The organism is Serratia sp. H402Y (assembly GCF_051172415.1).
GTDB classification, from domain to species: domain Bacteria; phylum Pseudomonadota; class Gammaproteobacteria; order Enterobacterales; family Enterobacteriaceae; genus Serratia; species Serratia ureilytica.
The window spans coordinates 2,223,219-2,241,081 of the sequence record NZ_JBPIYZ010000001.1 but is presented as its reverse complement, the minus strand read 5'-3'; the positions used below and the strand labels follow the sequence as shown (position 1 = coordinate 2,241,081).

At 58.4% G+C, this 17,863-nt stretch carries 17 protein-coding genes; 13 read left to right on the top strand and 4 right to left on the bottom strand.

Going from position 1 to position 17,863, the window contains the following annotated elements; translation table 11 throughout:
* Positions 1 to 471: 471 nt before the first annotated feature.
* The gene (locus ACSBQS_RS10995; RefSeq protein WP_197666056.1) at positions 472 to 1,404 is read right to left on the bottom strand and encodes a LysR family transcriptional regulator; all 933 of its coding nucleotides are present in this window, start codon (positions 1,402 to 1,404) and stop codon (positions 472 to 474) included.
* Positions 1,405 to 1,501: 97 nt separating this feature from the next.
* Between ACSBQS_RS10995 and pcp the strand changes: the two genes are divergently transcribed.
* On the top strand, positions 1,502 to 2,149 hold the full coding sequence (gene pcp / locus ACSBQS_RS10990; protein ID WP_197666057.1) for a pyroglutamyl-peptidase I: 648 nt from the start codon (positions 1,502 to 1,504) through the stop codon (positions 2,147 to 2,149).
* Positions 2,150 to 2,184: 35 nt separating this feature from the next.
* On the opposite strand, the gene ACSBQS_RS10985 is transcribed toward pcp, so the two are convergent.
* From ACSBQS_RS10985 to ydgT, 3 genes are all read right to left on the bottom strand, one after another.
* Complete coding sequence (locus tag ACSBQS_RS10985; protein ID WP_197666058.1) at positions 2,185 to 3,216, bottom strand: NADP-dependent oxidoreductase; 1,032 nt, start codon at positions 3,214 to 3,216, stop codon at positions 2,185 to 2,187.
* An 85-nt stretch (positions 3,217 to 3,301) separates the two neighbouring features.
* Complete coding sequence (gene uspC / locus ACSBQS_RS10980; RefSeq protein ID WP_033650858.1) at positions 3,302 to 3,721, bottom strand: universal stress protein UspC; 420 nt, start codon at positions 3,719 to 3,721, stop codon at positions 3,302 to 3,304.
* 197 nt (positions 3,722 to 3,918) lie between these two features.
* Complete coding sequence (ydgT, locus tag ACSBQS_RS10975) at positions 3,919 to 4,134, bottom strand: transcription modulator YdgT (protein WP_004934895.1); 216 nt, start codon at positions 4,132 to 4,134, stop codon at positions 3,919 to 3,921.
* 1,357 nt (positions 4,135 to 5,491) lie between these two features.
* Between ydgT and flhD the strand changes: the two genes are divergently transcribed.
* From flhD to cheZ, 12 genes are all read left to right on the top strand, one after another.
* Positions 5,492 to 5,842 (top strand): flagellar transcriptional regulator FlhD, encoded by a 351-nt coding sequence (gene flhD, locus ACSBQS_RS10970; protein WP_033643537.1) that lies wholly within the window; start codon positions 5,492 to 5,494, stop codon positions 5,840 to 5,842.
* On the top strand, positions 5,842 to 6,426 hold the full coding sequence (gene flhC, locus ACSBQS_RS10965) for a flagellar transcriptional regulator FlhC (RefSeq protein WP_016927281.1): 585 nt from the start codon (positions 5,842 to 5,844) through the stop codon (positions 6,424 to 6,426). The genes flhD and flhC overlap by 1 nt, the downstream gene beginning before the upstream one ends.
* 145 nt (positions 6,427 to 6,571) lie before the next feature.
* Positions 6,572 to 7,462 (top strand): flagellar motor stator protein MotA, encoded by an 891-nt coding sequence (motA, locus tag ACSBQS_RS10960; RefSeq protein ID WP_047025446.1) that lies wholly within the window; start codon positions 6,572 to 6,574, stop codon positions 7,460 to 7,462.
* Positions 7,459 to 8,523, top strand: a complete 1,065-nt coding sequence (motB, locus tag ACSBQS_RS10955) for a flagellar motor protein MotB (RefSeq protein WP_033650859.1) — start codon at positions 7,459 to 7,461, stop codon at positions 8,521 to 8,523. The genes motA and motB overlap by 4 nt, the downstream gene beginning before the upstream one ends.
* Positions 8,520 to 10,541, top strand: a complete 2,022-nt coding sequence (cheA, locus tag ACSBQS_RS10950) for a chemotaxis protein CheA (protein WP_046896583.1) — start codon at positions 8,520 to 8,522, stop codon at positions 10,539 to 10,541. Before motB ends, cheA begins: the two co-directional genes overlap by 4 nt.
* A 32-nt stretch (positions 10,542 to 10,573) precedes the next feature.
* Positions 10,574 to 11,074 carry a chemotaxis protein CheW gene (gene cheW / locus ACSBQS_RS10945; protein WP_025303271.1) on the top strand — a complete coding sequence of 167 codons (501 nt, stop codon included), beginning with the start codon at positions 10,574 to 10,576 and terminating at the stop codon, positions 11,072 to 11,074.
* A 195-nt stretch (positions 11,075 to 11,269) separates the two neighbouring features.
* The gene (gene tsr / locus ACSBQS_RS10940) at positions 11,270 to 12,940 is read left to right on the top strand and encodes a methyl-accepting chemotaxis protein (protein WP_033643534.1); all 1,671 of its coding nucleotides are present in this window, start codon (positions 11,270 to 11,272) and stop codon (positions 12,938 to 12,940) included.
* 75 nt (positions 12,941 to 13,015) lie between these two features.
* On the top strand, positions 13,016 to 14,632 hold the full coding sequence (locus tag ACSBQS_RS10935) for a methyl-accepting chemotaxis protein (protein ID WP_047025447.1): 1,617 nt from the start codon (positions 13,016 to 13,018) through the stop codon (positions 14,630 to 14,632).
* 37 nt (positions 14,633 to 14,669) lie between these two features.
* Positions 14,670 to 15,542, top strand: coding sequence for a protein-glutamate O-methyltransferase CheR (cheR, locus tag ACSBQS_RS10930; protein ID WP_025159837.1), 873 nt, complete (start codon positions 14,670 to 14,672; stop codon positions 15,540 to 15,542).
* Positions 15,542 to 16,591 carry a protein-glutamate methylesterase/protein-glutamine glutaminase gene (locus ACSBQS_RS10925; protein ID WP_033643532.1) on the top strand — a complete coding sequence of 350 codons (1,050 nt, stop codon included), beginning with the start codon at positions 15,542 to 15,544 and terminating at the stop codon, positions 16,589 to 16,591. The genes cheR and ACSBQS_RS10925 overlap by 1 nt, the downstream gene beginning before the upstream one ends.
* Positions 16,592 to 16,693: 102 nt before the next feature.
* On the top strand, positions 16,694 to 17,083 hold the full coding sequence (gene cheY / locus ACSBQS_RS10920; RefSeq protein ID WP_004934862.1) for a chemotaxis response regulator CheY: 390 nt from the start codon (positions 16,694 to 16,696) through the stop codon (positions 17,081 to 17,083).
* Between the two features lie 10 nt (positions 17,084 to 17,093).
* The gene (gene cheZ, locus ACSBQS_RS10915) at positions 17,094 to 17,738 is read left to right on the top strand and encodes a protein phosphatase CheZ (RefSeq protein ID WP_004934858.1); all 645 of its coding nucleotides are present in this window, start codon (positions 17,094 to 17,096) and stop codon (positions 17,736 to 17,738) included.
* Positions 17,739 to 17,863: the final 125 nt, after the last annotated feature.

Here is a 17,863-nt window from a genome sequence, read left to right as displayed (position 1 = left end):
CGCGCGATCCCGATGGCGTATCTGTCACGAATTGAGACAGGGGCTGACGAAAGATTTAACAAAGTTTACACAAAGGCACGATTTGTGCAGTCTACAATAGAGCTCTGCATTTGCAAAATAGCCTTGTGGATCAATACTCAATTCGTTAACTCGCTCACGATATGGTTTTTTATTATCTAAAACATATGGATACGAGCAGATCTTTTTTTATCCCAAATTATTGGGAAAATGGTAATACCAAATAATAAATCTGTAACACTTAAGTCAACGTGTTTATAAAACAACTCTTTTTTTCCGTGAAAAAAGTCACTGAGTATTTTTTATCCTTACCATTCGTTAGTTAAAGATGATCAAATATATAAATTTACCGAATGTTAATTCGGATGATTCCTATTTGGCTGGCGTGAAAAGCCCGCGGTGCGGGCCTCCGACGGTGAGTCTGAATGGTTGATAAAGCAGCAATTGATGCGGTTAGCGCGGAAGGGGATCGAGGGAAATCCGGCTTAACAGGTCACAGAGCCAGATTAAGGCCGGGTCGCGTTGCGCCTGTCGGCCGGCGATCAGCTCAATGGGGAAAGGCGCGATGGCCAACTCCTCAGGCAGCGGGAGAATGCGTACGCGTTGCGGATCGGAAAAACGCCGGGCCACGCTGGCGGCCAGGGTGGCGATCAGATCGCTGTCGGCGACCACCGCCGGCAGGGCGACAATGTGTGAAAAGGTCACGGCGACGCGCCGCTGGCCGCCGATTTCCGCCAGACGGCGGTCGACCAAGCCTCTGGCGGAGCCGTCGTCAGCCGGCGCGTACAGCCCGTGCGGCAGGCTGAGGTAGCGGGCCAGATCCCAGCGGCCATCCGCCAATTGCGGGTGTGAACGGCTGGCGATACAGACCAGATGCTCTTCAAACAGCGTGCGCACATAGTGACTTTCCGCCCCGGAAAGATGCCCTCCCAGCGCGACATCCACCTCCCCGCTATCCAACTGACGGTAAATATTGCGGCGATCCAGACGCGAAACGCGAATATCGATGCCGGGGGCCGCCTGACGCAAACGGCTGATGATGGCGGGCAGCAGCAAGATATCGGCATAGTCGCCGGCGGCCAGCGTAAAACGCCGTTGCCCGGCGGTGGCCGGATCGAAACGGGCAGGGGGCGCCAGCGCGAGATGGATTTGCTCAAGCACCCGCTGTATCTGCGGCATAAGCTGGTGGGCGCGCGGCGTGGGCGCCATGCCGCCGCCGCTGCGGACAAACAGCGGATCGTTGAGCAGAATGCGCAGTCGCGCCAATGCATTGCTGACGGAAGGTTGCGCGCGGTTAAGACGCCGGCCTGCGGCGGTGACGTTACGAGTCTGATACAGCGCTTCAAACACTACCAGCAAATTGAGATCGACGTTGGCTAAATTCATTTTATGAATACTCTATATACAGATAATCCATTTCCAGAATCTTACAGCGTTCCCTAGGCTGGTAGCACACGAATTTAGCCTTCAATCAGGGGAAATGATGAACAAAGTGTTAATCACCGGCATTGAGCCGTTCGACGGTGACGCGGTGAACCCTTCCTGGCAGGTCGCGCAGGCATTGGCCGGAGAGCGTATCGCCGGCGCGGAGATCGCGGTGCTCGAGTTGCCGTGCGTATTGGGCGTGGCCAACCAGCAGCTGATCGCGGCGATTGAGGCATTGCAGCCGCTGGCGGTGATCTGTCTGGGGCTGGCCGGCGGCCGGGCCGAAATATCCCTGGAACGGGTAGCCATCAATTTGATCGATGCCCGCATTCCCGACAATGCCGGTAAACAGCCGATTGACGTGCCGGTGGTTGCCGGCGGGCCGGTGGGCTATTTCAGTACGCTGCCCGTCAAGGCCGCGGTGCAGCAACTGCGCCGGCAGGGGATCCCGGCGGGCGTTTCTTACACGGCGGGCACCTATAACTGCAACCATATTTTTTATGGTCTGCGTCACTATCTGGAGACGCAGCATTCGCGGGCCAGGGGCGGATTCGTGCACATTCCGTACAGCCATGAACTGGCGGCGGCGCATCCGGGCAAGCCGAGTATGGCGCTGGCAACGATGGTGGAAGCGGTGCGCACTCTCGTGCAGGTGACGCTCACGGTAGAGGAAGATGTGCGATTTGGCGACGGTGCCGTGCATTGACCATCAGGGCGTGGCGCGCCACGCCCTGATGCGCGTTATTCGTCAGCGACGCGGATCACCAGTTTGCCGAAGTTTTTGCCCTGCAGCAGGCCGATAAAGGCCTGCGGCGCCTGCTCCAGCCCATCGACGATGTCCTCGCGGAACTTGATCTTTCCTTGCTCGACCCAGCTGCTCATCTGTTGCAGGAATTCATCAAAGCGTGAACCGTAATCGTCGAAGATGATAAAGCCCTGCATGCGGATGCGTTTACGCAAGATCAGCCCTTCCAGCAACGGTAAGCGGTCCGGCCCGGCGGGTAACCCGGTGGCATTGTAATGGGCGATGATGCCGCAGACCGGAATGCGCGCTTTGGCGTTCAACAGCGGCAACACGGCGTCGAATACGGCGCCGCCGACGTTCTCATAATAGATGTCGATGCCCTGCGGACAGGCGGCGGCCAGCTGTTCGGCAAAGTCGGGGGCGCGGTGATCGATACAGGCGTCGAAACCCAACTCTTCCACCACATAGCGGCATTTGTCCGCACCGCCGGCAACGCCGACGACGCGGCAGCCTTTCAGTTTGCCGATTTGGCCGACCACTGAACCGACCGCGCCGCTGGCGGCGGCGACCACCAGCGTTTCACCCGCCTGCGGTTGGCCGATATCGAGCAACCCCATGTAAGCGGTAAAACCGGGCATGCCCAGCACGCCGAGCAGGCGGGAAGGGTGCGGCAAGTGTGGGCCGAGATTGCGCAGGCCGCTGCCGTCGGACAGCGCGTAATCCTGCCAACCGTCATAGCCCAACACCCAATCGCCGACGTTGAAATCGGGATGCTGTGAGGCCGCCACGCGAGAGACCGTTCCGCCCACCATGATCTGACCGATCTCCACCGGCGGCGCGTAGGAGGGAGCATCGCTCATGCGTCCGCGCATATAAGGATCCAACGACAGATATACGGTACGCAGCAGCAGCTGGCCGGCCTCGGGTTGTGGCACGGCGACCGTATCGAGGCGGAAATTCGCCGCCGTCGGTTCGCCGTGCGGACGCGAGGCCAGCAGAAAGCGGCGGTTCTGTTGAGAAGGGGACATCGAAAGCTCCTTTGTGTTGCGACAAACAAGGTTCGTTAAGCCTAGTCCAGGGGCGCCAAGGCAACGTTACCGAATGTGCTTAGCCTCAGAGCGGAACGATCAGCACGTCGATATGGCTGATGTTGATGAAGCGGGCGGCGGAACAGGAGACTTTGTTCATCATGCTGTCGCGGTGATTGCCGCAGAGCAGCAGGTCGAACGGCTGACGGCGGCTGGCGAATTCCAGGCTGTCGCCAAGCTCGCCATGCACGATAAGGGTATCGGCGATCGGGTAGCCGGCGCGTTGGCGCAGTTCCTCCATAAACAGCCGGGTTTCCTCTTCCATCAGCGTGCGCAAATCGGCCAGCATCGGCCCGGCGAAATTATTGTACATTTCCGGATTGGCGAGGGTGCTTAACAGGGTGATGTTGCCGCCGTAGGGGCGGACGATAGAGACGGCCTTTTCCACCAGACGATGGCTGTCAGGCGCGACGGCGACGGTAACCAGAACGTTTTGATACCCCATATTCCACTCCTTGTTGCATCCGTCGTGTTTCAGGCTGCCGCGTCGGGGCCTTGGATGAAATGCTGCGCTCGGATAAAGGGTAGAACCTGGCGGGGGGAATAAATGTGTTTCGCATCACGCGCGGCAATAAAAGCTGAGTTTGCTCCGGTTATATAGCAATAAAAGATAAAACCGTTGCCGCACGTAATTTCACTGAATTAAAGCACCTGCGCCCACAGCGTTTTCGGCACCTTGCCCAGATCGAACAATTTACCGGCAACCAGCTCGGCGCGACGGTGGTCGGCAGCGCGGTACATATTGCTCATTTCTGTATCGTTTTCAATGGAATAGTTCAGTTTGTCGTACACCTTCTCCAGGCTGTCCAAAGAGGAGCATTTACGGAATGTCAGCAGATATTCGAGCGTATCGGTCATGATTAAAATATAGCCTGTTAATAGTTAAAGCCGGGTGAATAACACATAGCGGCTCACGGCGACGCCGTCGTGGCAGCGATGTACGACCTGACAAAAATCATTTCAAGTGAATAAATTGCACTGGGTAATAATGTGACGCCGCCCGTGGCGGCGCTGGGATAAATCATAATATGCAAGTGCGGCATCAGCAATCTCATCCTGCTGATAAATGAAGAAATAGGGAAAGTCTCAGGGCGATGCGTCACGAACGAGAAGCTTAAGCGTCGACGTTTCCGCTGCGTGCAAGCGCGCGAAGCCGTGCTCGCTCTCCTTTGGCGGCGTTTTTTTCACCTGTCCGGAGGGCGGTCGCAGCACGAGGCGATGTATGTTGCCGCTGTCGGCATTGAAACTACGCCTGTTTGGCCTGCGCGATTATGGCAAGTAAAACAAAACTGCGTTTTATTTTATTGCAATGAAACGATGGGGCGCGGGAATTTTAATAACGTCTGGAACGGCGTGGTAATTAATGCGCCGGCAAAAAAGAAATAAAAAAACGCTAAAGCTTTAGGATGTGCTGCCGATATGTCGTTTTGGGGCAATTTAACGTTAAAAAACCATTCTTGCGCCGCGCTAATACGGAAACATATCGTTACGTCTATTGGCTTGTTCACTACGCCAGCGAATCATTGATAAGCCATAATCACCTGATGTTGAAAATTAGAACAACCCTCTGCGGAGGGTTTAAGTCAAATCCGATAGCTAATAACCTTATAGTTTACATTGGTTATTTTTCACCTCGGATATTTTTTAGCGGCTCAAATGGTTATTTATACTAAGATTGTTGCCTATATGCAGATTTTTGTTCTGTTATTTTGGTTTGGTGATGGTTTTGTTCGAATTGATCTAAAAAAGATAATTTTTTGGCTGATAAACATTGTTTTTAAGACGTTTTTTTACCTAAGGCGATTTTGTGAGCAAAATGCGGGTCATAAAATGTGCGAATTTAGGGGTATTTGGCTTAATTATTTTTTATTTTTGTGATCTATGTCACATTGTATTTAAAATTGCCTCTCACTTACATTGTGTGTGCTAATGGTTCGGGGGTAGAGTTGCGCTGCTTTAGGAATAATCTTATTAAATTTGTAAAAATAGTTTCATGGTGACTAAACACTATCGAAGCAGAATGCTGTACATCCATACACGTTGGTTTACGCTCGTAGCAAATACTGAACAGTGGTCGAATTTAGCGATTGGCGAAAATTATAGCAGTCGTTTTTGAGAGATTAATTTGCCAACTTTGGGAAACAACCCAGGTCACGGGCGATAAAATTTATCACCCAGCGTATGTTTTTAAACATAGTCTGTCGGGATGGGGAATATGGGTACGTCTGAATTACTTAAGCATATTTATGACATCAATTTGTCATATTTACTTTTAGCACAGCGTTTGATCAACGATGAAAAAGCGTCCGCGATGTTCCGCCTTGGTATTGATGAGACCATGGCCGATGCGTTGGCGCAGCTGACTTTGCCGCAAATGGTCAAACTGGCCGAGACCAACCAGCTGGTTTGCCACTTCCGCTTTAACGATCACCAGACCATCGAACGCCTGACTAAAGAGTCGCGCGTCGACGATCTGCAACAAATCCATACCGGCATTTTGCTATCAAGCCATTTACTGCAAGAGCTATCGAGTAAAGACGCTAGCCCGACGAAGAAAAGAGCCTGATGATGGTTGAGAAAAGCATTGTTCAAGAAGCCAAGGACATTCAGCTCGCCATGGAGCTGATTTCGCTGGGGGCCCGTTTGCAGATGCTGGAGAGTGAAACCCAGCTCAGCCGCGGGCGCTTGATTAAACTTTACAAGGAGTTGCGCGGCAGCCCGCCGCCAAAAGGAATGTTGCCGTTCTCAACCGACTGGTTTATGACCTGGGAACAGAATATTCATTCCTCGATGTTTTATAACGCCTACCTGTTTCTGATGAAAAGCGGACAGTGCAGCGGGGTGGAAGCGGTGATCAAAGCCTATCGCCTCTACCTGGAGCAGTGCCCACAGCAGGCCGGTGAGGCGCCGTTGCTGGCGTTGACCCGCGCCTGGACGCTGGTGCGCTTCGTCGACAGCGGCATGTTGCAGCTCTCCGCCTGCAGCTGCTGCGGCGGCGCATTTATCACCCACGCGCACCAGCCGCTGAACGGTTTCATCTGCAGTTTATGCCAACCCCCATCCCGCGCCGTAAAAAGACGTAAACTTTCGCCGCAACTGGCCGATATTATTCCTCAACTGCTGGACGAGCAGGTCAAACGCGCCATTTGAGCCGCCACGTTGCCGGCTCTCGGCAATGAATACCGACGTGTGATACGCAGGGGCGGCATGCCGCCCCCAGACATGCAGCCTGGTCTGTCGCGCCAGGGCGCGTTTGCCCCACCTTCCATCCACATTGTTAATTTAAGGAATGCGTGTGCTAGTTATTTTGGGTTATCTCGTGGTATTGGGTGCGGTGTTTGGCGGCTACCTGATCGTGGGCGGTCATCTCGGTGCGCTCTATCAGCCGGCGGAGTTTCTGATTATCGGCGGGGCGGGGGTCGGCGCTTTCATCGTCGGCAACAACGGCAAGGCGATCAAAGCGACGCTGCGCGCCCTGCCGCGCCTGATGCGCCGTTCCAAATACAACAAAGATCTGTATATGGATCTGATGGCGTTGCTGTTCCGTCTGCTGGCCAAATCGCGTCAGCAGGGCATGCTGTCGCTCGAGTTCGATATCGATAATCCGCAAGAAAGTGAAATTTTCTCTAATTATCCGCGCATCCTTGCCGATAACACCCTGGTGGAGTTCATTACCGACTATTTACGGCTGATGGTGAGCGGCAATATGAATGCGTTCGAGATCGAAGCGCTGATGGACGAAGAGATCGAAACCTACGAGCAGGAAAGCGAAGTGCCCGCCGGCAGTCTGGCGATGGTGGGCGACTCCTTGCCGGCGTTCGGCATCGTCGCGGCGGTGATGGGGGTGGTGCACGCCCTGGCTTCGGCTGACCGTCCGGCCGCTGAACTGGGCGCGCTGATCGCTAACGCCATGGTCGGTACTTTCCTCGGCATTTTGTTGGCCTACGGGTTCATCTCGCCGCTGGCGACGTTGCTGCGTCAGAAGAGCGCCGAAAACGTCAAGATGATGCAGTGCATCAAAGTCACGCTGTTGTCGAGCCTGAACGGTTACGCGCCGCAGATCGCGGTCGAGTTCGGCCGTAAAACGCTGTATACCACCGAACGTCCTTCTTTCGTTGAGCTGGAAGAACACGTGCGCCGCGTGAAAGCGCCGGCGCAGCAGGTGACGGAAGAAGAAGAAGCATGAAACAGAATCATCCGGTCGTTTTGGTCAGAAAGCGCAAGTCGCATCATGCCGCCCATCACGGCGGCTCCTGGAAGATCGCTTATGCCGACTTTATGACGGCGATGATGGCGTTCTTCCTGGTGATGTGGCTGCTGGCGATCGCCAGCCCGCAGGAGCTGACGCAAATCGCCGAATACTTCCGCACGCCGCTCAAGGTTGCCCTGACCAGCGGCGACAAGAGCAGTTCCGAAAGCAGCCCCATTCCTGGCGGCGGCGACGATCCAACGCAACAGCATGGCCTGGTGAAAAAACAGGTCGATTCGCCGGACTCGCGCGCCGAAGAGCTGCGCCTGAACAAGCTGCGCGAAAAGCTGGATGAGTTGATTGAGTCCGATCCGCGCCTGAAGGCGCTGCGTCCACATCTGTTGATCAACATGATGGACGAAGGGCTGCGCATCCAGATTATCGATAGCCAGAACCGGCCGATGTTCAAAACCGGCAGCGCGCAGGTCGAGAGCTACATGCGCGATATTCTGCGCGCGATAGCGCCGATCCTTAACGACTTGCCGAACAAAATCAGCCTGTCCGGCCACACCGATGACATCCCTTACGCCACCGGCGAACGCGGCTACAGCAACTGGGAACTGTCGGCCGATCGCGCCAACGCGTCGCGTCGCGAGCTGATCGCCGGCGGCCTGGCGGAAGGCAAAGTGCTGCGGGTGGTAGGCATGGCGGCCACCATGAGCCTGAAACAGCATGGCGCCGATGATGCGATTAACCGCCGCATCACCGTGCTGGTGTTGAACAAGCAAACGCAAGAGGGCATCGAGCACGAAAATGCCGAAAGCAACGCGCTGGATATTGCCCAGCCGGACAGCCTGAAGCAGCTGGCGCCGTCGGCGACCGCGCCAGCCAGCCAAACGCCGGAATCCTCGACGACAGCCCCGGAACCCGCGGCGCCAACGCCGAGCGCTCCCCCGCAGGCGTCCCCGGCGATAGCCCCGGCCGACCAGGCGCCGGAACCACCGGCGGCCGCACCCGCACCGACTAACCGCGACTCACAGCCAGAGGTGACCCCGTGAGCATGGACATTAGCGATTTTTATCAGACCTTCTTTGATGAGGCGGACGAGTTGCTGGCCGACATGGAGCAACACCTGCTGGAGCTGGATCCGCTGGCCCCCGATATCGAGCCGTTGAACGCCATCTTCCGCGCGGCGCATTCGATCAAGGGCGGCGCGGCGACCTTTGGTTTTTCGGTGCTGCAGGAAACCACCCACCTGCTGGAGAACCTGCTGGACGGTGCAAGACGCCAGGAAATGAGCCTGAGCACCGAGATTATCAACCTGTTTCTGGAAACCAAAGACATTATGCAGGAGCAACTGGACGCCTATAAAACCTCGCAACAGCCTGACGCTGAAAGCTTTGAATACATTTGCCAGGCGCTGCGTCAGCTGGCGTTGGAAGCGCAACAGCAGCAGGAGGCGCCTGCGGCTCAACCCGCCGTTCAGCAGCCGGTCGCTCAGCCATCGGCCGCGCCGGCGGCGATCGAAGGCGGCATGCGCATCAGCCTGAACGGGCTGAAAGCCAGTGAAATCCCCTTGATGTTGGAAGAGCTGGGCAACCTCGGCGAAGTTAAAGACCCGCATCAGACGGAACACAGCCTCGACGTGACGTTGCTCACCTCCGCCAGCGAAGACGACATCAGCGCCGTGCTGTGCTTCGTGCTGGAACCGGAACAAATCAGCTTCTCGACGCCGACGCAAAGCGCGCCGGCCGTCGCGGAGGCGAACTTGCCGGAGACGGTCGCTGCGCCGGAACCGGCGCCAGCGCCGATCGCCAGCGCTGCGCCGCCTGCCGCCAAACCGGCGGCCGCAGCGGCGGAAGCGCCGAAAGCGCGCGCCAAGGCGAGCGAATCCACCAGCATTCGCGTAGCGGTGGAAAAGGTGGATCAACTGATCAACCTGGTGGGCGAGCTGGTGATCACCCAGTCGATGCTGGCGCAACGTTCCGGCACGCTGGATCCGGTGAACCACGGCGATCTGCTGAACAGCATGAGCCAGCTGGAGCGTAACGCACGCGATCTCCAGGAGTCGGTGATGTCGATCCGCATGATGCCGATGGAATACGTCTTCAGCCGCTACCCGCGTCTGGTGCGCGATCTGGCCGGCAAGCTGAACAAACAGGTGGAGCTGACGCTGCAGGGCAGCTCGACCGAACTGGATAAGAGCCTGATCGAACGGATTATCGACCCGCTGACGCACCTGGTGCGCAACAGCCTCGATCACGGTATCGAAGAGCCGGCCACCCGCATCGCCGCCGGTAAATCGGCGGTGGGCAATCTGGTGCTGTCGGCCGAACACCAGGGGGGCAACATCTGTATTGAGGTCATCGACGACGGCGCCGGTCTGAACCGCGAAAAAATTCTCGCCAAGGCCGCTTCGCAAGGGCTGGCGGTGAGCGACAGCATGAGCGACGAAGAGGTCGGCATGCTGATCTTCGCGCCGGGCTTCTCCACCGCCGAGCAGGTGACCGACGTTTCCGGCCGCGGCGTCGGCATGGACGTGGTGAAAAGAAATATTCAGGAGATGGGCGGCCACGTCGAGATCCGTTCGCAGGCCGGTAAAGGCACCACCATCCGCATTCTGCTGCCGTTGACGCTGGCGATCCTCGACGGCATGTCGGTCAAAGTGAACGACGAAGTCTTTATTCTGCCGCTGAACGCGGTGATGGAATCGCTGCAGCCGCAGGCGGAGGATTTGCATCCGTTGGCCGGCGGCGAGCGCGTGCTGCAGGTGCGCGGCGAATACCTGCCGCTGGTGGAACTGTATCGGGTATTCGAAGTGGAAGGCGCCAAAACCGACGCCACCCAGGGCATCGTCGTCATCCTGCAAAGCGCCGGCCGCCGCTATGCGTTGCTGGTGGATCAGCTGATTGGCCAGCATCAGGTGGTGGTGAAGAATCTGGAAAGCAACTACCGCAAAGTGCCGGGCATTTCCGCCGCGACCATTTTGGGCGACGGCAGCGTGGCCTTGATCGTCGATGTCTCGGCGTTGCAAACCTTGAACCGTGAAAAGCGTCTGACGGACGCCGCCGCATAATAATGAGTTTATTGATTTAAAAGGTGAATGATATGGCAGGATTGGCAGCCGTCAGCAAATTGGCTGGCGAAACGGTAGGGCAAGAGTTTCTGATTTTTACCCTGGGCAACGAGGAGTACGGCATTGACATCCTCAAGGTGCAGGAAATTCGCGGCTACGATCAGGTGACCCGCATCGCCAACACCCCGGCGTTCATCAAGGGCGTCACCAACCTGCGCGGCGTGATTGTTCCCATCATCGATCTGCGGGTGAAATTCTCCCAGCAGAGCGTTTCCTATGATGAGAACACCGTGGTGATCGTGTTGAACTTTGGCCAGCGCGTGGTGGGCATCGTGGTTGACGGCGTCTCCGACGTGCTGTCATTGACCGCCGAGCAGATCCGTCCGGCGCCGGAGTTCGCGGTGACCCTGGCGACCGAATACCTCACCGGCCTCGGTTCGCTGGGCGAGCGCATGTTGATCCTGGTGGATATCGAAAAGCTGCTGAGCAGCGAAGAGATGTCGCTGGTCGACAGCGTGGCGAAAAGCGTCTGATCCAAGACTCAAGGGGGCAGGGCGCTGCCCCCTTCAACCTTCACGTTCCCTGACCTGTCGCGATGCCGCCCGCCGCGCCCGGAACCCCCACTAAAAATAGTTACTTTCCCGCATAAAGTTTTGCCGCGCTGCGCCGATAACTCTCACATTCAACGTCATCAGAGCCTGTCTGCGCGGGCTTCAACAAGGGAAATCATGTTAAATCGTATGAAGGTGGTCACCAGCCTGTTGCTGGTGTTGGTGCTGTTTGGCGCCTTGCAGTTGATTTCGGGCGGACTTTTTTTCTCCTCGCTGAAAAGCGATAAGGAAAACTTTACCGTCCTGCAAACTATTCGTCAGCAGCAGCTGCAGCTGAGCGAAAGCCGCGTTGACCTGCTGCAGGCGCGCAACTCCCTGAACCGTGCCGGTATTCGCTACATGATGGATACCAACAAGATCGGCAGCGGCGCCACCATTGATGAACTGCTGGCCAAGGCGAAGGAAGAGCTGGGCGAAGCGGAAAGACACTACGCCGCGTACGAGAAAATCCCTCAGGACCCGCGTCAGGATCCTCAGGCGGCGGAACGCCTCAAGCATCAGTACGATGTGCTGTACGGCGCGCTCTCCGAGCTGATCCAACTGCTGGGCGAAGGCAAAATCAACGCGTTCTTCGATCAACCTACGCAGAGTTACCAGGACAACTTTGAGCAGAGCTACAACGTTTACCTGGAGCAAAACGGCAAGCTGTACCAAATCGCGGTCGACGGCAGCAACAGCTCCTACAACTCGGCCATCTGGACGCTGATCGTGATCCTGGTGGTGGTGCTGGCGGTGATCGTACTGGTCTGGACCGGTATCCATCACATCCTGGTGCGTCCGCTGAACCGCATGATCGAGCACATCAAACAGATCGCCGCCGGCGACCTGACTCAGCAGATCGTCGTCAACAGCCGCAACGAAATGGGCGTGCTGGCGGCCAGCCTGAAACACATGCAAGGCGAACTGATTGAAACCGTCAGCGGCGTGCGCCAGGGCGCAGACGCCATCTACAGCGGCGCGTCCGAAATCGCCGCGGGCAACAACGATCTCTCTTCCCGCACCGAGCAGCAGGCCGCGTCGCTGGAAGAGACCGCCGCCAGCATGGAACAACTGACCGCGACGGTGAAACAGAACGCCGAAAACGCGCGTCAGGCTTCGCAACTGGCGCTGAGCGCCTCTGAAACCGCGCAGAAAGGCGGCAAGGTCGTGGCTAACGTAGTGCAGACCATGCATGACATCGCCGGCAGCTCGCAGAAGATCGCCGATATCACCGGCGTGATCGACGGCATTGCCTTCCAGACCAACATCCTGGCGCTGAACGCCGCGGTGGAAGCGGCGCGCGCCGGCGAACAGGGCCGTGGCTTCGCGGTGGTGGCCGGTGAAGTGCGTAACCTGGCGCAGCGCAGCGCACAGGCGGCGAAAGAGATCAAAGGCCTGATCGAAGATTCGGTCAGCCGCGTCGATATGGGTTCCGTGCTGGTCGAGAGCGCCGGGGAAACCATGGGCGACATCGTCAACGCCGTCACCCGCGTGACCGACATCATGGGCGAAATCGCCTCGGCGTCGGACGAGCAGAGCCGCGGCATCGATCAGGTTGGCCAGGCGGTGGCGGAAATGGACCGCGTCACCCAGCAGAACGCCTCGTTGGTGGAAGAATCCGCCTCGGCGGCGGCGGCGCTGGAAGAACAGGCCAGCATGCTGACCCAGTCGGTAGCGGTATTCCGTCTGAGGCAGGAAGGCCAGGAAGAATTTAAAGCGCCTGTCACCAGCAAGGCGACGGTAACACCGGTAATCAATCATAAGAAAATGAACGCCAGCGATCTGCAGGATAACTGGGAAACGTTCTGACCGGTATCGGGCCTCTCTCGCAGAGGCCCTTTTCCCTACGTAGGCCGGTCGCCGGCCGGCTGCAAGGAGGTTCAAGTGTTTAACCGAATCCGTATCTCTACCAGCTTATTCCTGTTGTTGATGACCTTCTGCATTCTGCAGTTGGCCAGCAGCGGCCTGTCGTATTCCGCGTTTCGCTCCGATAACCACAACCTCGACATCATCACCCTCGGCAGCCAGCAGCGCGATTCGCTTAGCCTGAGCTGGGTGTCGCTGTTGCAGGCGCGCAATACGCTGAACCGCGCCGGCACCCGCGCGGCGCTGAAACTGCCGCAGGAGCAGGTGAACGAGCTGATGAGCAACGCCCGCAGTTCGCTGCAGAAGGCCGATCTCTATTTCAATCAGTTTATGGCGGTTGAACGCAGCAGTGAACAGCAGAACCAGCAGACGGCCACCACCAAGGCCAGCTACGAGCGGCTGCGCGGCGCGCTGCGCGAGCTGATCGGCTTCTTGGAAAAGGGCGAGCTGCAGGCGTTTATGGATCAGCCGACGCAGAAAACCCAGGACCTGTTCGAGGCCGACTTCGTGCAGTACCTGCAGTTGGTGAACGGTGACATCAGCGAGGCCAGAGACGCTAATCAGTTCTCCTTCACGCTGGCGGGCCTGATGCTGGCGGGGGCGGTATTGATGCTGATCGTGGTGACCGGCAGCGCCATGTGGTGGTTGCGCACCATGCTGATACAGCCGCTGAACCAAATCCGCAGCCACTTTGAACGCATCGCCGCCGGCGATCTGGCGACGCCGATTCAGGTGTACGGCCGCAATGAAATCAGCATGCTGTTCGCCAGCCTGCAACGCACGCAGCAGTCGCTGATCGGCACCGTCGGCGCGGTGCGCGACGGGACGGAGTCGATTCTGATCGGCCTACAGGAGATCGCCGAAGGCAACAACGATCTCTCTTCCCGCACCGAGCAGCAGGCCGCGTCGCTGGAAGAAACCGCCGCCAGCATGGAACAGCTGACCGCGACGGTGAAACAGAACGCTGACAATGCGCGGCAGGCGTCTCAGCTGGCGCGTGATGCCTCGGCCACCGCGGCCAAGGGCGGCGAACTGGCCGGTGACGTGGTCACCACCATGCACGATATCGCCAACAGTTCGCAGAAAATCGGCGCCATCACCAGCGTGATCGACGGCATCGCCTTCCAGACCAACATTCTGGCGCTCAATGCGGCGGTGGAAGCGGCGCGCGCCGGCGAACAGGGGCGGGGTTTCGCGGTGGTCGCCGGTGAAGTGCGCAACCTGGCGAGCCGCAGCGCGCAGGCGGCGAAAGAGATCAAGGTGCTGATCGACGAATCGGTCAGCCGCGTCAAACACGGCTCGGTGCTGGTGGAAAACTCCGGCGCCACCATGCAGGACATTGTGCGTTCGGTAACTCGCGTGACCGACATCATGGGCGAGATCGCGTCGGCTTCGGATGAACAAAGCCGCGGCATCGAACAGGTGACGCAGGCGGTGACCCAGATGGACCAGGTTACCCAGCAGAACGCCGCGCTGGTGGAAGAATCCGCTTCTGCCGCCACCGCGCTGGAAGAGCAGGCCATTACCCTGGCCGACGCGGTCGCGGTATTCCGTCTGGCGGACGATAACGTCGTCGCGCCAGGTAACAGCAACAACGCAGTTTCACCCGTGGTAAAGGAAGCCCAAGATTGTTAAACCGCATAAACAGCACGTTTTTCTCCGGTGAGGCGGCATGAAACAGGCGCCGTCTACTTCTAACCGGGATACTGCGTCGATGTTGACGCAAATGGTGCAGCGCCTGCCACTGTCGGACGTGCATTTTCGCCGTATCAGCCAGTTGATTTATCAACGCGCCGGCATCGTGCTGGCGGAGCATAAGCGCGAGATGGTTTACAACCGCCTGGTGCGCCGGTTGCGGCTGCTGGGATTGCACGATTTCGGCGACTATTTGGCGCTGTTGGAAAGCGATCCGAACAGCGCGGAGTGGCAGGCGTTCATCAACGCATTGACCACCAACCTGACGGCATTTTTCCGCGAGGCGCATCACTTCCCGATCCTGGCGGAGCATGCGCGCTCGCGGCCGAACGGCTACAGCGTCTGGAGCACTGCGGCCTCGACCGGCGAAGAGCCGTATTCGATCGCCATCACGCTGAGCGATGCCCTGGGGCAGCGGGCCGGCAGTTGCCAGGTCTGGGCCAGCGACATCGACACGCAGGTGTTGGAAAAAGCGGAAGCGGGCGTTTACCGCCAGGAAGATCTGCGCACCCTGACGCCGACCCAAATGCAGCGCTATTTTTTGCGCGGCACCGGGCCGCATCAGGGGCTGGTGCGCGTGCGGCCGGAACTGGCGGCGCGGGTGAACTTCCAGCCGTTGAACCTGCTGGCGCCGGAATGGGCGCTGCCGGGGCAATTTGACGCCATTTTTTGCCGCAACGTCATGATCTATTTCGATAAGGCGACGCAGGAGCGCATCCTGCGCCGCTTCGTTCCCTTACTTAAGCCGGGGGGGCTGATGTTCGCCGGCCACTCCGAGAACTTCAGCCAGATCAGCCGGGATTTCTACTTGCGTGGGCAGACCGTGTATGGGCTGACCAAGGAGAGGTAATGAGTAAAATCAGAGTGTTATGCGTAGACGATTCGGCACTGATGCGTCAGCTGATGACGGAAATCGTGAACGGCCATCCCGACATGGAAATGGTGGCGACCGCGCCGGATCCGCTGGTGGCGCGCGATCTGATCAAAAAATTTAATCCTCAGGTGCTGACGCTGGACGTCGAGATGCCACGCATGGACGGGCTGGATTTCCTCGAGAAGCTGATGCGCCTGCGGCCGATGCCGGTAGTGATGGTTTCTTCGCTGACCGGTAAAGGCTCGGAGATCACGCTGCGAGCGCTGGAGCTGGGCGCGGTGGATTTCGTCACCAAACCGCAGCTCGGCATTCGCGAGGGCATGTTGGCCTACAGCGAACTGATCGCCGAGAAGATCCGCACCGCCGCCAGAGCGCGCCTGCCGCAGCGATCCAGCAGCCCGGCGCCGGCGATCCTCAGCCATGCGCCGCTGCTGAGCAGTGAAAAATTGATCGCCATCGGCGCTTCCACCGGCGGCACCGAAGCGATCCGCCAGGTGTTGCAGCCGCTGCCGGCCACCAGTCCGGCGCTGCTGATCACCCAGCACATGCCGCCGGGGTTCACCCGTTCGTTCGCCGAACGTCTGAACAAGCTGTGTCAGATCACGGTGAAAGAAGCGGAGGACGGCGAGCGCGTGCTGCCGGGCCATGCTTACATCGCCCCGGGGGATCGCCACCTGGAGCTGGCGCGCAGCGGCGCCAACTATCAGGTGAAGCTGCATGACGGCCCGGCGGTCAACCGCCATCGTCCGTCGGTCGACGTGCTGTTCCGCTCGGTAGCGCAATATGCCGGCCGCAATGCGGTGGGGGTGATCCTCACCGGCATGGGGAACGACGGGGCGGCGGGAATGCTGGAGATGCACCGCGCCGGGGCCTATACCCTGGCGCAGAACGAGGCGAGCTGTGTGGTGTTCGGCATGCCGCGCGAGGCGATCGCCGGCGGCGGCGTGAGCGAAGTGGTCGAGTTGGACAGGATGAGCCAGCGCATGCTGGCGCAGATTTCCGGCGGCCAGGCATTGCGCATTTGATTTCAGTCCGCAGGGTTTGCCCGGCGGCGATATGACCTACGGTCGCCGCGCGGCGGCCTGCGGTTTTGCATCATTAAACGGTTAACTATTTCAGGAGTAACAATGGCAGACAAGAACCTCAGATTTCTGGTTGTGGACGACTTCTCCACCATGCGCCGCATCGTCAGAAATTTGCTGAAAGAGCTGGGCTTCAACAACGTCGAAGAAGCTGAAGATGGCGCGGATGCGCTGAACAAGCTGCGCGCCGGCGGTTTCGACTTCGTGGTGTCCGACTGGAACATGCCGAACATGGACGGGCTCGAACTGTTACAGACCATCCGCGCCGATAGCGCGCTGGCCGCGATGCCGGTGCTGATGGTGACGGCGGAAGCCAAGAAAGAAAATATCATCGCGGCGGCGCAGGCCGGCGCCAGCGGTTATGTAGTGAAACCTTTTACGGCGGCGACGCTGGAAGAAAAGCTCAACAAGATTTTTGAAAAATTGGGCATGTAAGGAGAGGGCGATGAGAGACATTCCAATGCCTGCCAGCGATGCAGCGACCGCGGGAGAGATCATCTCCCGCATCGGCCAACTGACCCGAATGCTGCGCGACAGCATGCGCGAACTGGGGCTCGATCAGGCGATTGCCCAAGCGGCAGAGGCGATCCCGGATGCGCGCGACCGTCTTGACTATGTCGTAACCATGACGGCGCAGGCGGCGGAACGGGCGTTGAACTGCGTGGAGGCGGCGCAACCGCGCCAGGCGGAGCTGGAGTCCGGCGCCAACGCGTTGAAAGGGCGCTGGGACGAGTGGTTCGCCAATCCCATCGAACTGGACGACGCGCGTTCTCTGGTCAACGACACGCGTCAGTATCTGGATCAGGTGCCGGGCCATACGGCCTTCACCAACGCTCAGCTGCTGGAAATCATGATGGCGCAGGACTTCCAGGATCTGACCGGTCAGGTGATCAAGCGCATGATGGACGTGGTGCAGGAGATCGAAAAGCAGCTGCTGATGGTGCTGATGGAAAACATGCCGGAACAGCCGGTGAAGGAAAAACGGCCGAACGACAGCCTGCTGAACGGCCCGCAGCTCGACCAGAACGGCGTCGGCGTGATCGCCAACCAGGCGCAGGTCGACGATCTGCTCGACAGCCTCGGTTTCTGAAGCCTTTCGGGGCGCGCGACGGCGCGCCCCGACAACAAGCCACGCAGTTTTCGTCTCATCCCCTAAATAACCCGCCTTTTTCCCCGTTGTTCCGCCAATGACATCGCCAATTTTTTGGCATGCTG